This window comes from Daejeonella sp., assembly GCF_044342615.1.
Lineage (GTDB): Bacteria > Bacteroidota > Bacteroidia > Sphingobacteriales > Sphingobacteriaceae > Daejeonella.
The window spans coordinates 1-17,170 of record NZ_JBIIPN010000054.1 but is presented as its reverse complement, the minus strand read 5'-3'; the positions used below and the strand labels follow the sequence as shown (position 1 = coordinate 17,170).

The window sequence follows — 17,170 nt, the reverse complement described above, 5'->3', positions numbered from 1 at the left end:
TGCAAAGTGGTTGGGACTAGAAAGTGAGCAAAAATACAATGGTTTTGGTGTTTCAGCTTGTGCGGTTTGCGACGGATTCTTTTTTAAAGGTCAGGATGTTGCAATTGTAGGTGCCGGCGATACAGCGGCTGAAGAAGCTACATACCTTGCAAAACTTTGTAATAAAGTTCATATGCTTGTCCGTAGAGATGAATTTAGAGCATCAAAGGCAATGCAAAATAGAGTGTTAAACACACCAAATATTGAGATTCATTATAATACTGATACGAAAGAAATTCTTGGGAATGGTAAAAATGTTACAGGTATTTTGGTGTCAAATAATAAAACTGGCGAAGAAAAAACAATTGATGTAAGCGGATTTTTTGTGGCTATTGGTCATAATCCAAATACAGAAATTTTTAAAGGTTGGTTGGATATGGATGAAACTGGTTATTTAATAACCAAGTCTGATAGTACAAAAACAAACATTGAGGGTGTTTTCGCTTGTGGCGATGCTCAAGATAAATTATGGCGTCAAGCAATTACAGCCGCAGGAACAGGTTGTATGGCAGCCTTAGAAGCTGAACGCTATTTAGCCGCAAAGGAAGATCATTAATATATTTTCAATTTATTGATTTCTAATGCCCCTTTTTTTAGGGGCATTTTTTTTAATCAAAAATTCTGTTTGTTCAATATCATTATTTAGGATAAATTAAATTGTTAAATTTGTTTAACATCCTAAACCATAATATAAAAAGCAGACAATGAATTTAAAATCGTTTTTTCCCCTGTTATTTTTAGTAATTGTGTTATTATTTGGCTGTGGAACTGAAGAGCCTAAGGAGGAAGTAAAGCCTATTGTGAAGAAGATAATGCAACCTTTTCGTTTTCATAAAGCTATTGAAGTTAGACCGGGATTAACGTTGGATATTGTTAGTTGGGGACGAGGTTCTAATTCGGTAGGAGGATATTTAATATTGAGATCCGACTCCACACAGTTAAATTATCGATCTGTTGCAGGCGAGCTAGATGGTAAAATAATGGATGCGTGGGATATGGATCTCGATTCAGATGGTAATCCCGAATTATATATTCATGCAAAAGGAGAGGGAAAGGGTTCCTATTTGAGCATGTATATTTATGAATATGCTGATAATGGTTCTAATCAACAATTACGTTTCCCTGAATTAAGTTCCTCATTAAATGAAGGTTACCGTGGAAACGACTCCGTTTATATAAAGGATGGTAAATTATTGCGTCAATTTCCAGTTTACAATAAGAATGATTCAACAGGCACAAAAACTGGAGAGATTCGTAAAATTGAATATGTTTTGAGAAATAATAATTTTCAATACAAGGAGTTAAAAGAGGATAATTTAAATGATAAAAAGAATAATTAAAGAAATTTAATTTATCTTAAATTAATTATCTATACTTAAATATTAAATTCATTATCATATGAATAGAATAATTGTTTTATTTTTATTGCTAATAATATCGGCATGTAAGAATACAGAACCTATTCTGCTAAGTTTTAAAAACATCCTTGTTTTCGGCAATAGTATTACAATACATCCTCCTAATTCATCAGTTGGATGGTTTGGAAATTATGGGATGGCTGCATCTTCAAAGGAAAATGATTATGTAAACATCATGGCATCTAAGCTTAATAGTAATGTAACTCCTGTTAATATATCAGCTTGGGAAGGTTCTCATCAAACATTTAATTTAAGTGATTACGATAAATATTTTGTAAATATTCCAGATTTGGTGATTATTAGACTGGGTGAAAATGTGAATAACCCATCTGGTTTTGATAAATCGTTACAAACTCTTATAAACTATATAAAATCAAAAGCTCCTAAATCAAAGATTTTAATTACTGGAACATTTTGGACAAATAAAGCTATAGATGACATTTTAAAGAACGGTGCAGTGGCTAATGAAATAACATTTGTGCCACTTTCTCAGTTAGATACGAAAGAAAATCTTTCTGAAATAGGTGCTATTACTACTTCTGTAGATGGGTCTAAAATAAAAATCTCTAATCAAGGTGTAGCAAATCATCCTGGAGATGTTGGTATGAAAAATATTGCAGGTGAACTAATTAAATATATAGAGCTAATATCTAAATAAGTATATATAGATTAATTAAAAAATCTACAAATCATTATCCTCAAATTGCTTTTGTATTCGCTCCAGATTATGAATCATGCCTTCTAGTTTAGATTCCTCTTTTTTGATATAAATTCTCATTAATACAAAATAAGAATAAGCTATCCAAGAGAATGTAAGCACCAAAGCTAAAGTTGTTAGCCAAATTGGCATTAAAAAGGAGATTTCAATAAAATAAAGTAAAAAACCTAGGCTCAAAAAGATGGAGTAAAGCCTGTATTTTTGGGTGTTTAATACATACCTTTTTTCTTTATATGCTTTTAAATAATTAATATAATCTTCAGGTTTATTTATTAGTTTATCATAGTTTATTTGCTGGTAATTACCAATTATCGTAATTATATAATATAGGCAACACGCTAAAAATATGATCATGGCCAGATGGGTGGTCCACATAGTAAATGGAATAATCCACCAAACAGATAAGATTGCTGTTGTAGCGATGCACATGCCAATAATTTCAATCAGCAGCCTTCTGGCCAGCCCATTTTTTGCTTTTCGTATTTTTTTAAATACATCTTCGTGACTGACTTTCGGCAGCGTAATCTGGTTATGCCAGATAACTTTCAATGCTTCAAAATCTTTCATACTTATTATAAATTTCAGTCAGTTTTTGTTTTATACGATGAATCTTCACTCGAAGGTTTCCCTCGGATATGCCTGATATTGCCGCAATTTCAGCATATGGTAGCTCATCTAATACCATGGTGATGATGATACGCTCATTTTCCTCTAGTTGAGCAATACATTTATATAAAGAAGAAATTTGCTCGTTTTTTTCTGAGATCTCTTCGCCTTTTGTCTCTATAATATTATCGGTGAGCTCGTCTTTAGGATGCCTTTTTTCAACGCGCAAATAGGAAAGACAAGTATTTACAGCAATACGATAAATCCAAGTAGAAATTAATGCTTGATTTCTGAATTTATCAAGATTTTGCCAGACCTTCATAAAGGTTTCTTGCATGAGGTCATTCGCCGATTCATCATCTCCAGTATATCCATAACATAAATGATATATCTTTTTGGAGTTGGCCTCAAAAATTTCCTTAAAAAGCGACTCTTTGCTCAAACCTTATTTTTCTCTTAGATTGAAATTCGATTTTTTTGTTACAAATATTCGTTTTTATTAATCCATTTTGCCTTTTTTTCGGCATTAATTATCAATTGTTCGAATTCTTGTTGATAATCAAATTGAAGATCTTCATGGAGTTTATCCATTAATTTGATAATTTTTTCAAATTGTCGATTTAATAAGGCTTGCAATGGTTTATGGCTAGTTTTTAAATCTACATAATTGAGATAATTGTTGCAAAACCATATGGATAATTCAATTTCCACCTGCTTTGAGCCGGTATATTTGGCATATCGGTTCAATAATCGAATAATTTTTCTTAGGCTTTTTGTGCTGTAGAAATAATGCCTCTGCATACTTTCGAAATCTGCAGTCAAGAATATTTTTACATCTTCAGCATATTTCATTGGCTCCTGTGCATCAAAAAGCAGATAATTGAGCAATTCTTTGTTTTCCTTTTTATATTTAGCAAGCCTTAAACAAATTTCTGTTAGCTCCGAAGTGTTAAGTCGCGATAATGTTTTTTTAAAATCACTTAATTTTTCTGGCTTCATGTGCTTGTTTCGTTTGCTTGGTAAATCTAATTAATTACTTTTGTTCATTACGCCAACCATATATTATGAAATTTAAAAATTTTGGAATCGTTGCATTAATTGCAGTCACATTTTCTGCATTACTTACTTTCTTAGATCATTATAATATTATTGCTATTCCTGAAGTAGCACTTATGTTCTCTAGGTGGCTAGCTATTGCTGGATTATTCTTATACGGACTTAAAAAGAAGTCGCTTACCACTTGGATATTAATCTCAATGGTTGTAGGTGCCGAAATTGGAAATGACTTTCCAGAAATAGGAGTGAAGCTTCAAGTTTTAAGTAAGGTATTCTTAAAAATGATTAAAACCATTATCGCTCCATTATTGTTTGCAACTCTTGTTTTTGGAATTGCAGGACATTCGGATTTAAAGCAAGTTGGTAGAATGGGTTGGAAATCAATACTTTATTTTGAAGTTGTGACTACCATAGCCTTGTTTATTGGCTTAGCAGCGATTAATATTTCGAAGGCTGGAATGGGCATTAAACTTCCTCCAGGTGCACATGAGGAGCTTGAAAAGGTTGCTCCACAAACATTTAATGATATTATTTTGCATATTTTCCCTGAGAATATTGCAAAATCAATTGCTGAAGGTCAGGTTTTACAAATTGTTATTTTCAGTATCATATTTGGTATTGCATTGGCAATGGTTCGTGAAGATAAACGTCAGCCAATGTTAAAAGCAACTGAGAGTCTCTCAGAGGTGATGTTTAAGTTTACTAATATCATTATGTATTTCGCTCCAATAGGGGTAGGTGCTGCCATTGCTTATACTGTTGGTCATATGGGTTTAGGTATTTTGGTAAATCTATTCCAATTACTATTGACTCTTTATGTTGCTCTCATAGTATTTTTAGTAGGTATTTTATTGCCGATTGCCTTAATAATTAAGTTGCCTATCAAGAAATTCCTTCAGGCCATTGCTGAGCCTGTTTCAATAGCTTTTGCTACTACTAGCTCTGAAGCCGCTCTTCCTAGAGCTATGGAAGCCATGGAAAGAATTGGTGTTCCTCGTAAAATTGTTGCTTTTGTTATGCCAACTGGATATAGTTTTAATTTAGATGGAACTACGCTTTATTTAGCTCTAGCAGCAATATTTGTGGCTCAAGCAGCTGGTATGCCTTTAACTTTCGGACAACAGTTATTGATTGTATTTACCTTAATGCTTACCAGTAAGGGGGTTGCAGGAGTGCCACGTGCTTCTTTAGTAATACTTTTAGGTACTGCTGCTTCTTTCGGAATGCCAGTTTGGCCAATTTTTATCATTTTAGGTATTGATGAGTTGATGGACATGGCTAGAACATCAGTAAATGTTATTGGAAATTGCCTTGCAACTGTTGTTATTGCGAAGTGGGAAGGTGAATTTAATCCGCCAGTAGATGATTTGGAAGAACCAAATGAAAATAGAATCCATAAATTGGAAGATCAAATAGAGAAACATTAAATTAAAAGAATTTCAATCTGTCTATATATTAAAAAAGATGAGTGATAAAGGGAAAAAGATATTTTTAGGTGTTTGTATTATATTACCGTTTCTAATTTATATGGTTTATTATTATTCCATCATGGTTAAGAACGCTCCTTATCGGTTTTCTGATTTCGAGTCAATTAGCTTCAAATACGGCTTAGGGGATAGTTTGGTGAATCAATATGATTCAAAGACAGGATATTATCAATACGTAAATAGTAGAGATTCATTGGTGAAAACTAAAGTAAAACTTCGTAAAGATGATTTCTTGTATTTACATAGAAAAGCAGCAGAATTAGGATTTTGGAATTTTCCGGAACAAATAGTAGGAGAGAATACTGATGGACAATCTGCGAAACTCCCACACTATTATTTAGAATTTAAATATAAGGACAAAACAAAGTTTATAAATTTTGACACTGGGTATAAGAAAGATCCAAAGTTAAATGATGCTGTAAAAAACCTAATTACAGAGGTTACTAATATGATTAGTGATGTAAGAGATCGGGATCTGGAATAAATTGGGACTTTAGAACATCATATTTATTATACAGATTTTTAAAAGCCTTTTATTATTTAAAATAATTCCTTATATTTGCACCTCATTTAAAAAAATATATTAATAATGTACGCAATAGTAAATATAGCCGGACAGCAATTTAAAGTTGCTAAAGACCAATATCTTTTTGTACACAGGTTACAAGGAGAAGAAGGCGCTAGTATTGAATTTGACAACGTATTATTAGCTGAGAACAATGGTAAATTCTCTATCGGTGCTGATGCATTGAAGGGTGCTAAAGTTACTGCTAAAATACTGTCTCATTTAAAAGGTGATAAAGTGATCGTTTTCAAAAAGAAGCGTCGTAAGGGCTACAAGAAGAAAAACGGACACCGTCAGCAGTTCACTAAAATAGAGATTACTAAAATTACTCTATAAGTTTTACGATTTTTCGTAAATCAATTTGTCTAAAGTTTAAAATCCTGAGTTGTTTATCAATTCATAAATAAGAAAATAAAATGGCACATAAAAAAGGAGCCGGTAGTTCCAGAAACGGACGCGAGTCGCATAGCAAACGTTTAGGTATTAAGATCTTCGGTGGTCAGGCTGCAATTGCAGGAAACATTATCGTGCGTCAGCGCGGTACAAAACACCATCCTGATAAAAATGTTGGAATTGGAAAAGACCATACATTATTTGCTTTAATTGATGGTACTGTATTTTTCAGAAAGAAATCTGATGATAAATCATATGTTTCTATCATTCCAAGAGCTGTTGTTGTTGAAGATGCAGCACCTGCAAAAGTAAAGAAAGCTGCTGCTCCAAAGGCTGAAGCTGTTGCAACTGAAGAAGCTCCGGCAAAACCAGCGGCAAAGAAAGCTGCTGCTAAACCAGCTGCACCTAAAGCTGCTGCAAAGCCAGCTGCAAAGAAGAAAGCTGATGATAGCGCTGCTCCTTCAGAAGAAGCATAATATTAAAATATAATTTGATGAAAGCCCTAATGAAAATTAGGGCTTTTTTTATTGCTCTCTAATTAATAATTGCTCCGAAAAACCTCTTAAAAGGTTCTTTTTGTTGCTTTCAACTTCAATCTTAGCTAAAGCATCAAGTGCCGTTTGAACATAGTCTTCCATTACACTTTCAGCTAGTTTCCTAACTTTCAATTGATTATAAATATTTGTAATAGCCTCAACCTTAGCTGTAGGATTATCATTTCTTTCTATCCATTGATTTAACTCGTCTGCAATATTACCAGTAGCCAATTCCTTTGCCTTAATAAGCATGAAGGTTTTTTTGTTTGAAAGTATATCTCCACCAACCTGTTTTCCGAATTTTTCTGGATCTCCATAAACGTCCAAAATGTCATCTTGTAACTGAAAGGCTAAACCTAAATTTTCACCAAATTCATATAATAATTCTGCCTGATCTTTTGGAGCTCCACCAATCAGGGCACCAATTTGCATGCTCCCAGCAAGTAATACAGCCGTTTTTTGTCGGATCATTTCTAGATATTCTGCCAGACTAACATCATTTCTGCTTTCAAAATTCATGTCGGCTTGTTGACCTTGGCAGACTCCAGAAGCGGTGTCACTGAATATAGCTAATACATCTCTTAAAATGGAATCCTCCACCTTAATCATAAGTTTGTAGGCTTCAACAAACATCACATCACCAGATAAAATTGCAGCACTTTCATTCCATTTTACATGAACAGTTGCTTTGCCTCGTCTAATCGGAGCCTTATCCATGATATCATCATGCATAAGAGTGAAATTATGGAAGATCTCAATACCAATTGCAGCATCTAGGGCCTTTTCAACCTGACCTCCAAACAGTTCCGTAGATACTAAAACTAATACAGGACGCATTCTTTTCCCACCTAATTGCATCAAATAGCTAATGGGTTCATAAAGCTCGACTGGTTCTTCAGTGTATTTTGTATCGTTTATTGCCTTGTTAATTAGGCCTTGGAGTTGTTCTATTGAATGCATTTGTTAGGTATAGGATTATAACAAAATTAGTAAAAATACCTCATCTGTTTTTATAAGAAAGAAATATACTAATGTGAAGTGTTACAAGCAAATTATTGTTTTATTTATTGAGATTTTTAATCAAAAAAACCGACTCTTTAGATAGAACCGGTTTTTATGTTGTTTTAATATTTAATATTCATTACTCGCGAATTAAACTAAAATCTATCTGTCTTTTAGCTAGATCAACCTTTTTAACCAATATTTTCACTTCATCGCCGAGTTGATATTTCTTTTTACGTCTTTGTCCAATAATGCAATAGTTTTTCTCATCTAATACATAAAAATCATCATTTAAATCGCGCAAACGAATCATTCCCTCGCATTTATTCTCGATAATTTCAACATACATTCCCCATTCTGTAAGTCCAGAGATGATACCATTATACTCCATTCCAATATTACTCTGAAGAAATTCTGCTTGTTTATATTTTACTGAAGCACGTTCTGCATCGGCAGCTTTTTTCTCCATTTGTGATGAGTGCATGGAGTATTTCTCATACTCTTCTTCAGAAACGGTTTTTCCACCGGCAAGGTAAAGTTCTAAAAGTCGGTGAACCATTACATCCGGATAACGGCGAATAGGAGAGGTGAAATGGGTATAATAATCGAATGCTAAGCCATAATGACTATGTTTTTTTGTGGTATAAACCGCCTTAGCCATAGACCTTATTGCCAGTTGCGTTAATACATTTTGCTCTTTCTTACCTTCTACATCGGCCATTAAAAAATTGAGTGATTTGGCGGTTTCTCTACCTGAGCTAGTGTCAATTTTATAGCCGAATTTCATCGCAAATTGTGAAAAATTTAATAAGGCATCTTCTTTCGGTGAATCATGCGAACGATATACAAAAGTCAGTTTTTGCTTTCCTTTGCCTTTTTTTGCTATAAATTCTGCGACTTTTTTATTAGCAAGCAACATGAAATCTTCAATAAGTTTATGGGCATCTTTACGCTCCTTGGCGTAAACACCTAAAGGTTTACCTTGATCATCTAATCGAAATTTAATTTCAACACTTTCAAAGCTAATGGCTCCATGTTTGAACTTTCGTTCTCTTAAGATATAGGCTAATTCATTTAATTTTAGAAGCTCCTCACTGTGTTTGCCGCTTTTATTCTCTAAAATTTCTTGAGCATCTTCATAACTAAATCGAGTGTCAGAGTGAATGATTGTCCGGCCAAACCATTGCTCAATTACATTAGCTTCATTATCAAGCTCAAATACGGCCGAGAAACACAATTTGTCCTCATTCGGCCTTAATGAACACAAGCCGTTTGAAAGTCGCTCAGGCAGCATAGGAATCACTCTATCCACTAGATAAACTGAAGTCCCTCTTTCAAAAGCTTCTTTATCAAGTGCTGTTCCTTGTTTTACATAATGAGATACGTCAGCAATATGTACTCCAACCTCAACATGGCCATTATCAAGCTTTCTGAATGAAATTGCATCATCAAAATCTTTTGCATCAATTGGGTCGATGGTGAAAGTTAGAACATTTCTGAAATCTCTTCTCTTAGCAATTTCATCTGCAGAGATAATTTCTTCAATAGCTTCCGCTTGCTTTTCAACCTCATCTGGAAAAGCCAAAGGGAAGCCATAATCTACTAAAATGGCATTCATTTCAGCATTATTTTCACCTTGTTTTCCTAAAACATGCGTGATCTGACCGATTGGGTTTTTTGCATCCTCAGGCCAATCTACAATTCTGGCAATGGCTTTATCCTTATCTTTTGCACCCTTCAAGCTATCAATTGGGATAAAGATATCGTGAAGCATTTTACGATCATCAGGAATGAAAAATGCAAAGCGATCGGATAGATTTACAATACCTGTAAAATCCATTTTTGCTCTTTGTAATATCTCAACTACCTCACCATCCTTCTTACGACCTTTATTTTTAGCGTAAACATAAACCTTTACGATATCCCCATGAAGGGCATTGCGCAGTTTTCTTGGCGCAACATAAATATCTTCTTCAAATTCATCTTCACTAACAATATAAGCTGATCCATCGGAGGTCATATCAACCTTGCCCGTTACAAAAGTTTTTAATTGCTTCAGTAAAAATTTACCCTTTTCAGGCTCGTTTAATACTCCCTTTTTTGTTTCTTCTTTTAGGATCTCTAAAATTAATGCTCTTGATTCATCATCATGGAGGTTTAATTTTGAAGCAACCTGTTTATAATTAAGTGGCTTATTACCTGATTTTTCAAATACATCGGTGATGAGTTTGTTGAGTACCAGGTTAAAGCTATTTGATTTCTTTTTTGACATTTTTTACTGATTTGGTCTAAGATAAGGCTTTGCAGATAAATACAAGCCTTCCTAACAATTTGATAACATAGGAATGACAGCTTTGTTTAGGCTGAATTTTCGCTTACAATAGTAATTTGCTCGTCGGGAAGGCTTGCGACCGATTTAAATTTAAGCAAAATACGTGCTGTGGTGATTACATCTTTCTCACAATAGGTTCTAATTCGCTCTAAATTATTTTCTTTCCAGTAAACCTCATTAACCATACTGCCATCTATGTCATCTTTGGGACTTGGGATTCCGAAAACAGCGGCTAATAGCTTGAGTGAGGTATAATTTTTAAAATCTCCGAATTTCCATAAGTCCATAGTGTCAAGATGCATGATTTCCCATGGTTTCTTCCCATGAAGATTGAGTTGAACCGGTATTTTCAATCCATTTATAAGCATTCTACGGCATAAATAGGGGAAATCAAACTCTTTTCCATTGTGCGCGCATAAAATAAGGCTATCGGATTGTTTTTTGAGAAGATCGATAAATAATTGTAAAACATCTCTTTCATTATCTCCATAAAAAGATTTTACACGAAGATTAAGCTTTTCTGTTTTAGTGGAGAAAATACCGACAGAAATACAGATAATCTTGCCAAATTCAGCTAATATGCCTCCGCGAGCATAAAACTCTTCTGGGGTTTCACCATCACGACGTTGAAACCTTGTTTTTTGATCCCATAATTGCTGAAATTCTGTCGGCAATTCATTAAATGATGGATATTGTGGTACCGTTTCAATATCCAGTACCATAACTTGTTGCAGATCAATATTTTCTAACATAAAGATTTTTTCTGAATGTTAAGCTAATACATTCGATGCAAATTTAATATTTTAATGAGTAAATGGTGGTTTTATCCTAGTGAACGTATTTTGATTATTAATTTGAAGAAAATAGAATAGGCTTCCATTTTTACTCTAGCATAAATTCATTTTATTAGAATACTCAATTATAAAATGACTTATAATTTAAAATGAAAGCACTGATTTATTTATTTGTCCAATTTTAGGTAATTATTCGCCTTGCTTGGAATTGTCGTTTTGATTAAAATCAGTTATTTTAAAGTCTTTGTACGTTGCCACAAGAAATACCAAGAAAGCGATAGCAAGAATTGAAGTTAAAATTGATATATCTAAATTTTCCATTTACTTCTTTGTTTTAATGTTTATATAAATTAATAATCCCAAAATAGTGGGTGGCCATAATCCTATAAAAATTGCTTTCTCAATATTATGCTCAAAAAGATAATAGTATTCGGAAACGAAGATTAATAATATGGTGATTGCCAAAATCACTAATTCTGATATTTTAAAATTTTTCATTGATGGTTTTAAATTTCGTTTTGATGAAATGATTTTTCAGGTTTATTTTTATGAATTTGAATGAAGGTGATAGATCGCTTAGTGAGCAAAGCTGAATTAAATCTAAATAAACTTAGATTCTTAATTTGCCATGCGGCAATTGTATTTGATATCGTTTTAATGTAGAATAATCTTATTTCATTAAATATACAATAAATAAAATGATTTCTAAAAAATGAAAGCTCCAATTGAGATTGGAAAATATCTACCAATGTTTAATTAAATTATTGGGAGATATTTTATTTAAATAGCTAGGAATAAAACCATTAAATATTTAAATCTTGAGGATAGATTAATTGATCTAATCATTTTTCAGTACGATTAGTTAATATAAAATGGATAAATGCTTAACTAAGCTCTGCCATTAACTTATTAAAAGCATCTTTAAGTTCAGAGAGCTCTTTTTCTAAGGTTTCAACTCTGCTTTCTAGCATCTCCATAGATGCTGTATTTAAGTTGCTGCTAGGCTCTGCTACATATTCGGGAACATCTCCTAAAAGATGAACATAACGGACCTCTTTTTGTCCCGGACGACGCTCTAATACTTTAACAAATGGTGCATCGCCTTCTCTAAGTTTTTCAAGGCTGCTTTGAACCTCATCAAGTGAGTCAAATTCGTATAATCGGCCAGAATTTGTATTTAATTCGCCTGCTGTTTGTGCGCCTCTTAGTAATAAAATGCAAATAATTGATAATTCTGAAGGAACTAATGGAAAAACGATGCCTAAATTATGCTTGAATTTAACAACCCTACCTGTTCCACCAGTCACCGTTGAAACCAATCCTTTTTTCTTTAACGAATCTAAAGTTTTGACAATTATTTCTTCATCATATTGTACAATAGGGGATCTAGATGTTTTTTGATTACATGCAGATTGGAGCCCGTTTAATGACATTGGATAATAATCAGGTGTAGTTCTGCTTTTTTCTATTAAGGATCCAAGTACACGCTGCTCTTCAGCACTTAAAATAGGTAGTGTTTGATTTGATTCCATTTCAAAATATATAATTTGAATTCTTAATCAATAATTTAATTAAAATAATAAAATTATTCTTTTAAAGATATAAATTAAAGAATTAATATTGATTTTAGATTAGCCAATCATGACCCCGGCTTTATTTAAGAGGGGTATTCTGATCATATTAGTTTCTACAATACTTTCTGGTACGAAGATAAATTTCTTATCATAAATTTGGTTTCCCAGGTAATAACTTAACCAATATTCGTTGGTTAATCCAAATACCTGTTCATCAATTAGTTCAACTTGGATAAATGATTTTGCTTCAACATTCCCTAATGAATGGCGTAAAACAGATGTTTTAATCTTTTCTCCACCTTTTTCGCCATAACCTTTAGAACTGATTAAAACTGTTTCTAAGGCTTGATCTTTTAAATTGATCAAATACACTTTCCAAAGCTTTGCTTCTGGTGTTGCCGAATCTAAAACGATAGCAATTGAAACGTGCTCAACAATATTTTCCGGTAAATCTGTCTTCATTTAAACTCAAAAAATATTATTTAGCTTTTACAAGACGTTTCGCTGGACTCTTCTTTGCAGGTGCTTTTTTACTTGTCTTTTTCACTTTTGCATTGAATGCATCAGGAATTTGCTCTTCAATTAGCTTTTTTACAGTTTCTATTGGCAATTCCGCTAATTCCTCTGCAGTATACTTGTCTTTAGTAGCTGGATTTTTACCCAATTTCAACATCAGCTTCCCAAAGCGAATGAATGGTCCCCAGCGTCCATTTTCTAATGCAATTTTTTCTGCTGGCCATTGCTGGATGAAACGATTCGACTCTTTTTCAACCTTTTTGCTGATTAACTCATTAATTTCGGCCTCACCAAGATGATCAAAATTATAACGCACAGGAACATTTATGTAAAGATCATTCCATTTAATGAATGGTCCGAAACGTCCTTTACCTTTAGTTACTGGCAATCCTTCAAAATGAGCAATAGGAGCATCAGCCAATTGTTTTTCATCAATAATTTCGATGGCACGCTCTAAATTTACTGCTAGAGGGTCTTCACCTTTAGGTAGAGAAATGAAACTTTCTCCCCATTTAATATAGGGGCCGAAGCGACCAACACCAACACTTAATTCTTTTCCTTGATAATCGTCTAATTGAAATGGTAGTTTGAAAAGATCTAGTGCATCCTCTAGAGAGATACTTTCAATCATTTGCCCCGAACGCAAACTTGCATATCTAGGCTTTTCATCTTCCTCATTTTCAGCAGATTCGCCAATTTGGACAAATGGGCCATAGCGACCAATACGAACGGATATTTTCTTACCAGTTTCAGGGTCGAAGCCTAATTCACGCTCACCACTAGCACGATTGGCATTTAGTAGTGTTGCTTCCACTTCAACATGGAAAGGATCATAAAATGTACGGAGCATTTCCGTCCAGTTTTTCAATCCCTGAGCAATCTCATCAAATTCTTTCTCCACTTTAGCGGTGAAGTTAAAATCAACAATGCCTTTGAAATGTTCAACTAAGAAATCGTTTACAACGGCACCAATATCGGTTGGGAATAATTTATTCTTTTCTGCTCCAGTATTTTCGGTCTTTGTTGCCGAATTAATTTGCCCATCTTTCAAGCTAATTACTTGAAAATTACGTTGTTTTCCTTCACGTTCTTCCTTAACTACATAACCACGATTTTGAATCGTGGAAATGGTAGGAGCATAGGTTGATGGTCGGCCGATGCCAAGCTCTTCTAATTTTTTTACCAGACTAGCTTCCGTATATCGAGCTGGCGGACGAGAATAACGCTCTGTGGCGTTCATTTCACGTAAATTAAGTGTCTGACCTTGTGCTAGAGGAGGAAGGATAGAATTATCATTATCATCGTCAAGGTTGATTTCACTTTCATCCTCATCACTCGACTCCATGTAAACTTTAAGGAATCCATCAAACTTCATCACTTCTCCATTAGCAATAAATTCTTCACTACGTGTAGAAATGCTGATTTTGGCAGTTGTTTTTTCAAAGTTTGCTTCAGCCATTTGAGAAGCAATGGAGCGCTTCCAAATTAAATCGTATAAACGCTGTTCTGAAGGATCGCCACTAATGCTGTGTTGTTCAAAATAGGTTGGGCGAATAGCTTCGTGTGCTTCTTGAGCACCTGCTGATTTAGTTTTAAATTTTCTTAATTGATGATATTTTTCGCCGTAAGCAGATTTTATTTCCGCTGCAGCAGCATTTAGAGCGGTGTCCGATAAGTTTACCGAATCGGTACGCATATAGGTTATTTTTCCGCTTTCATATAATTTCTGAGCTACCTGCATGGTTCTAGCTACCGAAAAACCTAATTTTCTACTCGCTTCTTGTTGAAGAGTAGAGGTGGTAAACGGCGCGGCGGGACTCCTCTTGGTAGGTCTTGTTTCGAGGCTTCTTACCGTATAAATGGCACTGATACAGTCATTTAAGAACTTTTCTGCTTCTGGAGCTTTCTCGAAACGTTCGGGTAGTTCTGCACGAAAGACTTCCTTTTGTTTATCAGTATAAAATATGGCAACAACTTTGAAAGCGGCTGTTGCAGAAAACTTATTTACTTCACGCTCTCTATCAACAATTAAACGTACAGCAACCGACTGTACACGCCCTGCAGAAAGGGAAGGTTTAACTTTTTTCCAAAGGACTGGTGATAATTCAAAACCAACGAGTCGGTCTAAAACACGACGCGCTTGTTGTGCATAAACTAAATTATAATCGATAGTTCTTGGTGTTTCAATGGCTTTGAGAATGGCATTTTTAGTAATCTCATGAAAAACAATGCGCTTGGTTTTATCCTCTTTAAGTCCCAAAGTTTCAAATAAATGCCATGAAATAGCCTCTCCCTCGCGGTCCTCATCGGATGCTAGCCATACCATTTCTGCATCTTTTGCTAACTTCTTTAATTCATTAACAACCGCTTTTTTATCGGCTGGAACTTCATAGCGTTGTTCAAAATTGTGGCTTACATCGATTGCATCATCCGTTTTTATCAGGTCGCGAATATGCCCATAACTTGATTTTACCAGGAAATCTTTGCCTAGGTAGCCTTCGATTGTTTTGGCCTTAGCCGGGGACTCAACGATTAGTAAATTTTTAGCCATTCAATTCAGTGATAATATGCAAATAAAGGTATTATAAAAGGGATTGACAAATAGGGAAGCCATAGAATGCCTCAAATTTGTCAAAATTGTTTAATTTTTAGAAAAAATTCTATGATGTGTATCTTTTCTGTACAAGAAATTATACAAGAAAACCTCCGCCCAGCAAATCATTCCCTTCATAAAAAACTGCCGATTGTCCGGGGGCAATACCCGAAACAGCATGATGGAAATTAACTTTGATTTTATCACCTTCTTGGATTAGTGTACTCATAGCGCCAGAATCTTTGTATCGAATCTTAGTTACGGCATCCAATGGCTTGGAAATGCTTTCATACTTAACCAAATTGAAATTTCGCACAAGGGCTTCAGATTGCTCAAGTTCTTCTATAGTGCCGAGCATGACCGTATTACTTTCAGGTAAAATTCGGGTTACAAACATGGGATGGCCAAAAGCAACTCCTAAACCTTTACGCTGTCCAATGGTATAATAAGGATAACCTTGATGTTTTCCGGCAATGGTACCGTCACTAAGCATGAAATTTCCAGGTCCGATTCGCTCATCAAGATCTTCTACCTTATTTCTTAGGAAAGCACGGTAATCATTATCTGGAACAAAGCAAATCTCATAACTTTCAGATTTGTTGGCCAAATCAAACTGACCCATATCCATGGCCATCTGTCTAATTTCGGATTTCGCGAAACTGCCTAATGGGAATTGGGTACGAGCTAGATTTTCTTGTGAAACTCCCCAAAGCACATAGGATTGATCTTTATGCTCATCTTTCCCCTTAGAAATAACATATCTACCATTATCTTGAAGACGAATATTAGCATAGTGGCCAGTGGCTATAAATTCGCAATCCAGTTTATCAGCACGCTTCAATAAAGCTTCCCATTTGATATGTGTATTACATAAAACACAAGGATTTGGGGTTCTTCCCGAAAGGTATTCATCTACAAAATTATCGATCACAAAATCACCAAATTCACTTCTAATATCTAAAATATAATGAGGAAAACCGTATGCCACGGCGAGTGCGCGAGCATCATTTATGCTATCAAGGCTGCAACAACCGGTTTCTTTTGATGAACCGCCAGAAGATGCATAATCCCAGGTTTTCATGGTTAAGCCTATCACTTCATAGCCCTGCTCGTGAAGCATCACTGCTGCCACCGAACTGTCTACTCCGCCACTCATGGCAACCAAAACCCTACCTCTTTTACTCATTGATATATATCAGAATTATGCTTCTTAAATTTTTGCAAAGATACGGCTTTATTAAATAATTTAGTGGATGTACAGTCAAGTGGGAGTAAATAATTGATTAAATTAATTCCATTTAAATAAATAATACCTTCTATTTAATCCTTTGCTATCTTTATTAGTCTGATATATAAATCGACTGATAATCATGAATAAATCTATTCTTAAAATTTTTGTTCTGCCCTTTTTGCTTGCTTTTTGTGGGATATTGTTTGCCGCCTACATAAAACCTAGTCCAGCTGCAATTAAATTCCCATATAAAAATGCGGGATTAACAGATCGTGAAGCTGCTGCGCATTTATTAAATCGATTTTCTTTT

17 protein-coding genes are annotated in these 17,170 nt (G+C 34.4%); 7 read left to right on the top strand and 10 right to left on the bottom strand.

What is annotated here, in order from left to right; translation table 11 throughout:
- The 3 genes from ACIQ0D_RS06485 to ACIQ0D_RS06475 form a co-directional block, all read left to right on the top strand.
- Nucleotides 1-595, top strand: a 595-nt coding sequence (locus tag ACIQ0D_RS06485; RefSeq protein ID WP_395803914.1) for an NAD(P)/FAD-dependent oxidoreductase, incomplete at its 5' end; no start/stop codon positions are given.
- A gap of 148 nt (nt 596-743) precedes the next feature.
- The gene (locus ACIQ0D_RS06480; protein WP_395803912.1) at nt 744-1,379 is read left to right on the top strand and encodes a hypothetical protein; all 636 of its coding nucleotides are present in this window, start codon (nt 744-746) and stop codon (nt 1,377-1,379) included.
- A 58-nt stretch (nt 1,380-1,437) separates the two neighbouring features.
- The gene (locus tag ACIQ0D_RS06475) at nt 1,438-2,115 is read left to right on the top strand and encodes an SGNH/GDSL hydrolase family protein (RefSeq protein WP_395803910.1); all 678 of its coding nucleotides are present in this window, start codon (nt 1,438-1,440) and stop codon (nt 2,113-2,115) included.
- 24 nt (nt 2,116-2,139) lie between these two features.
- On the opposite strand, the gene ACIQ0D_RS06470 is transcribed toward ACIQ0D_RS06475, so the two are convergent.
- From ACIQ0D_RS06470 to ACIQ0D_RS06460, 3 genes are read right to left on the bottom strand one after another with little or no spacing between them, the layout of a single operon-like run.
- A complete protein-coding gene (locus ACIQ0D_RS06470; RefSeq protein WP_395803908.1) occupies nt 2,140-2,742 on the bottom strand; it encodes a hypothetical protein in 603 nt (200 codons plus the stop codon).
- The gene (locus tag ACIQ0D_RS06465) at nt 2,729-3,223 is read right to left on the bottom strand and encodes an RNA polymerase sigma factor (protein WP_291401739.1); all 495 of its coding nucleotides are present in this window, start codon (nt 3,221-3,223) and stop codon (nt 2,729-2,731) included. Before ACIQ0D_RS06465 ends, ACIQ0D_RS06470 begins: the two co-directional genes overlap by 14 nt.
- 38 nt (nt 3,224-3,261) lie before the next feature.
- A complete protein-coding gene (locus tag ACIQ0D_RS06460; protein ID WP_395803906.1) occupies nt 3,262-3,780 on the bottom strand; it encodes a hypothetical protein in 519 nt (172 codons plus the stop codon).
- Between the two features lie 65 nt (nt 3,781-3,845).
- On the opposite strand from ACIQ0D_RS06460, the gene ACIQ0D_RS06455 reads away from it, so the two are divergent.
- The 4 genes from ACIQ0D_RS06455 (at nt 3,846) to rpmA (ending at nt 6,758) form a co-directional block, all read left to right on the top strand.
- On the top strand, nt 3,846-5,264 hold the full coding sequence (locus tag ACIQ0D_RS06455; RefSeq protein WP_395803904.1) for a dicarboxylate/amino acid:cation symporter: 1,419 nt from the start codon (nt 3,846-3,848) through the stop codon (nt 5,262-5,264).
- Between the two features lie 121 nt (nt 5,265-5,385).
- Nucleotides 5,386-5,808, top strand: a complete 423-nt coding sequence (locus ACIQ0D_RS06450) for a hypothetical protein (protein ID WP_395803902.1) — start codon at nt 5,386-5,388, stop codon at nt 5,806-5,808.
- Between the two features lie 105 nt (nt 5,809-5,913).
- Nucleotides 5,914-6,225 (top strand): 50S ribosomal protein L21, encoded by a 312-nt coding sequence (rplU, locus tag ACIQ0D_RS06445; RefSeq protein ID WP_291401731.1) that lies wholly within the window; start codon nt 5,914-5,916, stop codon nt 6,223-6,225.
- A gap of 80 nt (nt 6,226-6,305) precedes the next feature.
- A complete protein-coding gene (rpmA, locus tag ACIQ0D_RS06440) occupies nt 6,306-6,758 on the top strand; it encodes a 50S ribosomal protein L27 (protein WP_395803900.1) in 453 nt (150 codons plus the stop codon).
- Between the two features lie 48 nt (nt 6,759-6,806).
- Here the strand turns inward: rpmA and ACIQ0D_RS06435 are convergent, their stop codons facing one another.
- The 7 genes from ACIQ0D_RS06435 to mnmA all read right to left on the bottom strand — a co-directional run bounded on the left by ACIQ0D_RS06435 (nt 6,807) and on the right by mnmA (nt 16,815).
- Complete coding sequence (locus tag ACIQ0D_RS06435; protein ID WP_395803898.1) at nt 6,807-7,778, bottom strand: polyprenyl synthetase family protein; 972 nt, start codon at nt 7,776-7,778, stop codon at nt 6,807-6,809.
- Nucleotides 7,779-7,959: 181 nt separating this feature from the next.
- Nucleotides 7,960-10,092, bottom strand: a complete 2,133-nt coding sequence (rnr, locus tag ACIQ0D_RS06430) for a ribonuclease R (protein ID WP_395803896.1) — start codon at nt 10,090-10,092, stop codon at nt 7,960-7,962.
- A gap of 86 nt (nt 10,093-10,178) precedes the next feature.
- Entirely contained in the window at nt 10,179-10,904 is a 726-nt protein-coding gene (locus ACIQ0D_RS06425) for a 3'-5' exonuclease (protein WP_395803894.1), read from the bottom strand.
- Between the two features lie 926 nt (nt 10,905-11,830).
- Nucleotides 11,831-12,478 (bottom strand): YceH family protein, encoded by a 648-nt coding sequence (locus ACIQ0D_RS06420; protein WP_395803892.1) that lies wholly within the window; start codon nt 12,476-12,478, stop codon nt 11,831-11,833.
- A gap of 99 nt (nt 12,479-12,577) precedes the next feature.
- Nucleotides 12,578-12,982, bottom strand: coding sequence for a hypothetical protein (locus tag ACIQ0D_RS06415; RefSeq protein ID WP_395803890.1), 405 nt, complete (start codon nt 12,980-12,982; stop codon nt 12,578-12,580).
- 16 nt (nt 12,983-12,998) lie between these two features.
- A complete protein-coding gene (gene topA / locus ACIQ0D_RS06410) occupies nt 12,999-15,587 on the bottom strand; it encodes a type I DNA topoisomerase (protein ID WP_395803888.1) in 2,589 nt (862 codons plus the stop codon).
- Nucleotides 15,588-15,726: 139 nt separating this feature from the next.
- Nucleotides 15,727-16,815 carry a tRNA 2-thiouridine(34) synthase MnmA gene (gene mnmA / locus ACIQ0D_RS06405; RefSeq protein WP_395803886.1) on the bottom strand — a complete coding sequence of 363 codons (1,089 nt, stop codon included), beginning with the start codon at nt 16,813-16,815 and terminating at the stop codon, nt 15,727-15,729.
- Nucleotides 16,816-17,170 lie beyond the last annotated feature (355 nt).

Excerpts from the sequence above, each read along its gene's own strand:
- ACIQ0D_RS06460 (WP_395803906.1), bottom strand. The coding sequence starts at position 3,780 with ATGAAGCCAGAAAAATTAAGTGATTTTAAAAAAACATTATCGCGACTT.
- ACIQ0D_RS06450 (WP_395803902.1), top strand. The coding sequence starts at position 5,386 with ATGGTTAAGAACGCTCCTTATCGGTTTTCTGATTTCGAGTCAATTAGC.
- ACIQ0D_RS06475 (WP_395803910.1), top strand. The coding sequence starts at position 1,438 with ATGAATAGAATAATTGTTTTATTTTTATTGCTAATAATATCGGCATGT.
- ACIQ0D_RS06480 (WP_395803912.1), top strand. The coding sequence starts at position 744 with ATGAATTTAAAATCGTTTTTTCCCCTGTTATTTTTAGTAATTGTGTTA.
- ACIQ0D_RS06455 (WP_395803904.1), top strand. The coding sequence starts at position 3,846 with ATGAAATTTAAAAATTTTGGAATCGTTGCATTAATTGCAGTCACATTT.
- rplU (WP_291401731.1), top strand. The coding sequence starts at position 5,914 with ATGTACGCAATAGTAAATATAGCCGGACAGCAATTTAAAGTTGCTAAA.
- rpmA (WP_395803900.1), top strand. The coding sequence starts at position 6,306 with ATGGCACATAAAAAAGGAGCCGGTAGTTCCAGAAACGGACGCGAGTCG.
- topA (WP_395803888.1), bottom strand. The coding sequence starts at position 15,587 with ATGGCTAAAAATTTACTAATCGTTGAGTCCCCGGCTAAGGCCAAAACA.
- mnmA (WP_395803886.1), bottom strand. The coding sequence starts at position 16,815 with ATGAGTAAAAGAGGTAGGGTTTTGGTTGCCATGAGTGGCGGAGTAGAC.
- ACIQ0D_RS06435 (WP_395803898.1), bottom strand. The coding sequence starts at position 7,778 with ATGCATTCAATAGAACAACTCCAAGGCCTAATTAACAAGGCAATAAAC.
- ACIQ0D_RS06415 (WP_395803890.1), bottom strand. The coding sequence starts at position 12,982 with ATGAAGACAGATTTACCGGAAAATATTGTTGAGCACGTTTCAATTGCT.
- ACIQ0D_RS06470 (WP_395803908.1), bottom strand. The coding sequence starts at position 2,742 with ATGAAAGATTTTGAAGCATTGAAAGTTATCTGGCATAACCAGATTACG.
- rnr (WP_395803896.1), bottom strand. The coding sequence starts at position 10,092 with ATGTCAAAAAAGAAATCAAATAGCTTTAACCTGGTACTCAACAAACTC.
- ACIQ0D_RS06425 (WP_395803894.1), bottom strand. The coding sequence starts at position 10,904 with ATGTTAGAAAATATTGATCTGCAACAAGTTATGGTACTGGATATTGAA.
- ACIQ0D_RS06420 (WP_395803892.1), bottom strand. The coding sequence starts at position 12,478 with ATGGAATCAAATCAAACACTACCTATTTTAAGTGCTGAAGAGCAGCGT.